This window comes from Aquiflexum sp., from assembly GCF_977115555.1.
The window spans coordinates 1-6,702 of record NZ_CDSBKL010000222.1 but is presented as its reverse complement, the minus strand read 5'-3'; the positions used below and the strand labels follow the sequence as shown (position 1 = coordinate 6,702).

Here is a 6,702-nt window from a genome sequence, read left to right as displayed (position 1 = left end):
CCCCGTTGATCACACCGATTCTTCCCTGACTGTCAAAAGACAATATTCCGGTATTGATGTGTTGGATCATGATTTGAAGAAAAAGCATTTGCTCTTCCTTTTCAGCCCTTGTTTTTTTGAATGCCTCAATGACTTCATTGAAAGACATGTTCATTTCTTTGAATGAATTTCCAAGCTTGCTGTCTTTGGTGAATGAAGATGAAAAATCAGAATACCGGATTGATTCCAAAAACCTGGTTATTTTCCTGTTTGTGGTATTCCCATAAGAAATCAGATTGAGTACCAAAAAGAAAACAATCACTGAAAACATAATGGTTTGAACCATGGACTGTTCTTTAAAGAAAAAAAACAAACCCAAATAGGCAAAGACCACTATCAGCAAAACACGGATTAAAATACCGATAGAAAATGACCTAAAGCCCATACCTCTCCAATCTTCTGTACAATGATGACCTGGTCAATCCCAATTCTTCAGCCGCTCTGGTGATGTGGCCGTTGTGTTTTTGAAGGGCTTTTCTTATCAATATTTTTTCTACATCTTCTATATTCAAATGGTCTAAGCTGACCATTTCCTCCTGTTTTTCAGGGCTAAGCTGCTTTTGCATAAATAAGTCCTCAGGCTGCAGCACACCATGTGTAGTCATGATTACTGCCCGCTCGATGCTGTGCTGCAGCTCGCGGATATTTCCTGGCCAATGGTATTTTTGCATGCGCTTGATCAATGCTTCTCCGGCTTTTCGGATTTCTTTGTTGTATTTTTTGGAATAGACTTCGATAAAATGGTTGGCCAGATGGGGGATATCTTCCAGTCGCTCCCGCAAGGGTGGCAAAGTAATTTCGATCGTATTGATTCTATAGAGTAAATCCTGCCTGAATGTATTTTCATATACCATACTATGGATCGGCATGTTGGTGGCAGAAATCAACCTGATATTGACAGGAGTTGCTTTATTGGCACCAACGCGGGTTACCTCTCTGTTCTGTAAAGCGGCTAAAAGTTTGGATTGGAGTGGGAGGGGGAGGTTTCCGATCTCATCCAAAAACAATGTCCCTTTATTCGCCTGTTCAAATCTGCCGGCCCTGTCTTCTTTGGCATCAGTAAATGAACCTCTTTTATGTCCGAAAAGCTCGCTTTCAAAAAGAGTAGAGGTAATTGATCCCAAATCCACACCTATAAATGCTTCACGATGTCTTTTGGAATGTCTGTGTATGGCCCGGGCTATCAATTCCTTTCCAGTTCCGTTTTCTCCTAAGATCAACACATTGGCGTCAGTACCGGCAACTCTTTCTATTGTTTCGAAGACTTTAACCATAGAAGCACTTTGGCCGATGATGTCTTTGAATTTGCTGTCGATGTCCTGATAGAGTTGTTGCTGTTGGGTTTTTAATTGTGATATCTCAAGTTTTGATTGACGAAGCTGAAGGGCTGAGTTCAGCGTGGCCAATAGTTTCTCATTTTCCCAAGGTTTCAATACAAAGTCTGTGGCCCCTTCTTTGATGGCTTTCACCGCAGTGTTTACGTCTCCGTATGCCGTAATCAATACGACTACTGCAGAGGAATCTAATTCTAAAATTCTGTCTAGCCAATAAAACCCTTCCTGCCCGCTGCTGACATCTTTGGTGAAATTCATATCCAACAAGATGACATCATATTGTTCATTGATGATAAGGACAGGAAGAAGGCCTGGATTGGTTTCCGTATCCACTTGCCCAAAATGTCTTTTCAAAAATATTTTTGCAGCTTTTAACAAATCCTCATTGTCATCGACGATAAGGATTTTACCTGGTTTGTTTTCTTTCATAAAATAAGATATGAGACATTAGACTTGAGATGTGAGAAAGTTGGAAGCTGGAAGTCCGAATTATTTGAAGTCAAAGCCAAATTCTTTTTTAACAACCGGAATAAATAGCTTTTGATCCCATTTTAGCCAGGGGCATCGTACTTCCCACTTCGTTCTTCTTACTTAAGAATGCCAAAACTTGTACCGAAATGATACAAACGGACAATATCATTTCAAAATAGCTCAATGGATTGAAATTAAGCAGATTTTGTTGAATTAAAGGAATGATACTTTTAAAATATTATGACCTGATTTATTCATTCTTTGGTCGCATGCGGACGTTTTTGTTCGAAAAATCTCAAGGAAAAAATCGGATATGCCCTTTTTGATAGTTTTTGAGCGGTTTTTTTGATGGCATGTTAATTGGCAAATAGAAATCAAAGTAAAACAGAAAATCAATAATGGATAGGAAGATTGAGAAAAAGACCTGGACTCCAAAGTTCATCGCCATCATTGCCGGAAGTACCCTTCTTTTGGTTTTGATCATATACCAATTGTTCTTTGCCGACTCGAGGTCTTCCATGAATGTCAACATGGAAAGGATTACTATCGCATCTGTTAGGGAAGGTGAATTTACAGATTACATTCCTGTCAGCGGAGCGATTGAACCTGGTGAGGTTTTTTTCCTTGACGCATTGGAAGGCGGAAATATTTCAAAAATCATCCGTGAATCAGGTGCATTTGTCAATAGAGGGGACACAATATTGTTGCTTTCAAATAGCAAACTGCAATTGGAGGTGATGGAAAGGGAATCAGGTCTTTACTTCCAAATCAACAACCTTAGACAGGTGAGACTTCAGTTGGATCAAAATGACTTGAGTCAACAGGGTCAACTTGCGGAAATTGACTATCAGATCAGCTTGCTTAAACCCCAATACGAAAGGTTCAAGGAGCTTCATTCCAAAAAACTGGTTTCAGACCGGGAATTTGAAGAGGTGAAAGAGCAATATGAATACAATCTCAAAAGGAGAAAACTGACATATATAGCCTACAGGAATGATTCTGTTTCCCGGGTAGCACAAAAGCGGCAGCTTTTTGATTCCGAAAGCAGAATGAATCAGTCCCTCAATGGGGTTGGCCATATTTTGGATAATCTTGTCGTCAGGGCACCCATTTCGGGACAGTTATCTACCCAGCAAATCGAGGTTGGTCAATCCATCAATGCCGGGGAGCGATATGGTCAGATTGATATTTTGGACAAGTTCAAGGTAAGGGTTCAAATAGATGAACTTTATCTGCCGAGGATTAATACTGGCTTAAGAGGTAGTTTTACATTTTCGGGCTCTTCATACGAACTTGAGATCGCTAAAATCTATCCCAACGTAACAGGAGGTAGATTTGAAGTGGACATGATTTTCACTGGAGAAGTACCTACCGGAATCAGGAGAGGTCAGACTGTCAGAATCAGATTGGAGCTTGGTGAAAGTGAACAGGCTACATTACTTCCAACCGGAGGATTCTACAAAGATACTGGAGGGAACTGGGTCTTTGTGCTTGATCCTCAATCCAATAAAGCTGAAAAAAGAAATATCAGGCTTGGTAGAAAAAACCCTGAATATTACGAAGTCCTCGAAGGCTTGGAAGTAGGTGAAAAAGTCATCGTATCCGGCTATGAGAATTTTGGGAAAAATGAGGTCTTGAATTTGAAGTAGTTTGGGAGACCGATGTAGGGAAAAATTGACCGATGACCGATGACTGATGTTGGATTCTCCTGAAATAAAGATTGAGGTTGAGAATTAGGATTTTATTGAAGTGATTATAAATAAACGTTTAAGTTAATTGTATCAGATTAATTTTTGGTGGGTTAGGGGTAAATTGAATACCTAAAACTTTATCTGGAAATAAAACCTTAAAACAATGAAATTTAAATTTGAAAAGTTAATCATTTGGCAGAACGCTATGGATTTTGGTGAGGATGTCTTCAAAATAAGTTTAGGATTTCCAAAAGAAGAAATCTATAATCTCTCATCGCAAATCAAAAGGGCATGCGATTCTATTGCACTCAATATTGCAGAAGGTTCCATTGGCCAATCAAATCCTGAGTTTAAAAAATTCTTGGGTTATTCGATCAGGTCACTTGCAGAAGTAGTAACATGTTTGGAAAAAGCAAAAAGAAGGAAATACATCAATGAAAATGATTTTACAGAAATGTATGATAAAGCCTTTTATTTAATGAACATGCTGAACTCGTTTAAATCAAAAGTCCAATAAATATGGTATTCAAAGCCATTTATTCCCAGATTGTTGCAGATCATCGGTCATCGGTCACCCGCCATCTGTCAAGTATTAAAAAATCAATTTAACTTAAAATAGACATACCACACGAATCATGGAAAACATCATCAAAACCGTCAATCTCCGAAAGCTCTATACTACAGAGGAAGTAGAAACCACCGCACTGGATGATATCCAGATCGAAATCAAAAAAGGCGAATTCGTCGCCATCATGGGACCGTCAGGCTGTGGCAAATCCACTTTGCTCAATATCATCGGATTGCTGGACAATCCTGATTCAGGTCAATATTTTTTCATCGAAAATGAGGTAGCCAAATTCTCTGAGAGGCAGCGTTCTCAGTTGAGAAAGGGAAATATCGGATTCGTATTCCAAAGCTTCAATCTCATAGACGAATTGACTGTATTTGAAAATGTGGAATTACCTCTTTTGTACCTTAAAACACCTGCTGACGAAAGGAAAAGAAGGGTAGAGGAAGTTCTTGGCCGTATGAACATCATGCATAGAAAAGACCACTTTCCTCAACAACTTTCCGGTGGTCAGCAGCAAAGGGTAGCCATAGCCCGTGCTATTGTTGCTAAGCCTTCAGTCATCCTTGCCGATGAACCTACCGGAAACCTAGATTCTGCCAATGGAGAAGAAGTGATGAGACTTTTGGAGGAATTGAACAATGAGGGAACAACCATCGTGATGGTGACGCACTCTCCACATGACGCCAACTACGCCCACCGTATCATCAACTTATTTGATGGCAAGGTGGTAACTGAGAATATCAGGGAGCAATTCCATATTTGAAAAACCTGACAGATTTCCAATGACAGATAACCGATGATGACATCGGTTATCTGTCACTTTCCAATTTGATTTTTTTTCAACTAACCAACTCCTATTGCCATGCTAACCAACTATCTCAAAATCGCCATCAGAAGTTTCAAAAAGCATAAGTTGACTTTTTCGATCAACTTATTGGGACTCACTATGGGATTGACTACTGTGATTCTTATCATGATGTGGGTCAAAGACGAATTGAGTATCAATAGATACCATGCACTTGGAGAAAGGATTTATACAGTATTTACAAATCATGACAATTCTACAGGAATAGTCACTATTGGTATCACTCCTGCTGAGATGGCCGAGGCTATGGAGGCGGACCTTTCCCAAGTAGAAATGGCAACAGCAATTTCTCCTTTCATTAGTGGCGTTTCTTTTGATGATGGAAAGGAGATACAGATAGGTGACGGTTTATTCGTAGATCAGGAATACTTGGATATGTTCAGCATTGAATTTTTGGAAGGGGATAAGTCGCAGAGCCTGAATGATATCAACTCGATAGTTTTATCTGAATCTTTGGCTACAAGGATATTTGGATCTCCTGAAGAGGCCCTAGGAAAAACATTGAAATGGTCAGTTTTTGAATTTGGGAATGAAGTGATGGTAAGGGGAGTTTATAAGGATTTTGGTCCTTATGATGTAGATAAACCTGAATTCCTTTTGTCGTTTCCCTTCTTTAAACAAATGCTTGGAGAGGGAGCTCATTGGGATAATTTCAATGCCGGAACTTTTGTGTTGTTGCGTGAAGGAACTGATGTGGAATCATTCAATGCCCAAATAGCCAACTTCCTAAAAGATAGAAAAGCCGAAAGCAATGTAACTCCCTTTGTTCAGGCATATGAGGACAATTACCTCTATGGATCATTTGAAGATGGAAAAGTAGTAGGGGGGAGGATCAATTATGTGTGGATATTTTCGGCGATCGCCTTTTTCATCCTATTGATAGCCTGTATCAATTTTATGAACCTGACCACTGCAAGGTCGATGAACAGACTCAAGGAGATTGGAGTCAAAAAATCCATGGGAGCCAGTCGAGTGGGTTTGTTTAGCCAATTTATGGTCGAATCCATGCTGCTCACTTTCTTTGCAATGATTCTTGCGTTGGTTTTGACAACCATGTTACAGCCATTTTTCAATCAGGTTACCCTTAAGGAACTGAACTTCAGTTTGACGGTTTCTGAAATTCTGATTTTGGTTTTGATTTGGGCATTTACAGGATTGCTTGCAGGGATTTATCCTTCGGTCTATTTATCAAAGTTCCAGCCGATCCAAATCCTCAAAAGTACCCTCAAGGGGAGTTTTGGAGAACTTTTGGCAAGAAAAGGTCTGGTGATTTTCCAGTTTTCGATTTCACTTTTACTCATCATCGGCATATCGGTGATTGGCCGTCAGATGGCATTCATCCAAAACCAAAATCTCGGATACAACCAATCCCATCTCCTTCAGGTCAATTCATCTTCGCTTTCAGATACCCAACTTGAACTTTTCCTTAATCAGGTCAAAGGAATTTCAGGTGTGGAAAATGCCTCAAGTATCTCACATCCACTTGTCGGTCTCATGAGTTCTACTATCGGATTGAGTTGGGAAGGGAAAAACCCTGATGAACAGGTCAAATTTGAAAACATCACTGTTAATATGGACCTGATCGAAACGATGGATTTTGAAATTTTGGAAGGAAGGTCTTTTTCCTCAGATTTTGGTGATGAAAAAAGTAAAATCATCCTCAATCAAGCTGCGGTGAAAGTAATAGGGCTTGAAAATCCTATCGGTGCCACGGTCAACCTTTGGGGAAAC

At 39.7% G+C, this 6,702-nt stretch carries 5 protein-coding genes and 1 pseudogene; 4 read left to right on the top strand and 2 right to left on the bottom strand.

The window, feature by feature from the left end:
- Positions 1-424: pseudogene (locus ACZFYI_RS13195) on the bottom strand (histidine kinase); the annotation flags it as partial.
- A complete protein-coding gene (locus ACZFYI_RS13190) occupies positions 414-1,802 on the bottom strand; it encodes a sigma-54-dependent transcriptional regulator (RefSeq protein WP_462524596.1) in 1,389 nt (462 codons plus the stop codon). The pseudogene ACZFYI_RS13195 and the gene ACZFYI_RS13190, both read right to left, overlap by 11 nt.
- A 440-nt stretch (positions 1,803-2,242) precedes the next feature.
- Here ACZFYI_RS13190 and ACZFYI_RS13185 point away from each other — a divergent pair, with 440 nt between their 5' ends.
- The 4 genes from ACZFYI_RS13185 to ACZFYI_RS13170 form a co-directional block, all read left to right on the top strand.
- Positions 2,243-3,493 carry an efflux RND transporter periplasmic adaptor subunit gene (locus tag ACZFYI_RS13185; RefSeq protein WP_462524595.1) on the top strand — a complete coding sequence of 417 codons (1,251 nt, stop codon included), beginning with the start codon at positions 2,243-2,245 and terminating at the stop codon, positions 3,491-3,493.
- A gap of 205 nt (positions 3,494-3,698) precedes the next feature.
- A complete protein-coding gene (locus tag ACZFYI_RS13180; protein ID WP_462524594.1) occupies positions 3,699-4,052 on the top strand; it encodes a four helix bundle protein in 354 nt (117 codons plus the stop codon).
- A 118-nt stretch (positions 4,053-4,170) separates the two neighbouring features.
- A complete protein-coding gene (locus ACZFYI_RS13175) occupies positions 4,171-4,869 on the top strand; it encodes an ABC transporter ATP-binding protein (RefSeq protein WP_462524593.1) in 699 nt (232 codons plus the stop codon).
- A 99-nt stretch (positions 4,870-4,968) separates the two neighbouring features.
- Positions 4,969-6,702: ABC transporter permease (locus tag ACZFYI_RS13170; protein WP_462524592.1), on the top strand; the 1,734-nt coding region annotated here is incomplete at its 3' end.

Coding starts and splice junctions, on each gene's coding strand:
- ACZFYI_RS13190 (WP_462524596.1), bottom strand. CDS start 1,802: ATGAAAGAAAACAAACCAGGTAAAATCCTTATCGTCGATGACAATGAG.
- ACZFYI_RS13185 (WP_462524595.1), top strand. CDS start 2,243: ATGGATAGGAAGATTGAGAAAAAGACCTGGACTCCAAAGTTCATCGCC.
- ACZFYI_RS13180 (WP_462524594.1), top strand. CDS start 3,699: ATGAAATTTAAATTTGAAAAGTTAATCATTTGGCAGAACGCTATGGAT.
- ACZFYI_RS13175 (WP_462524593.1), top strand. CDS start 4,171: ATGGAAAACATCATCAAAACCGTCAATCTCCGAAAGCTCTATACTACA.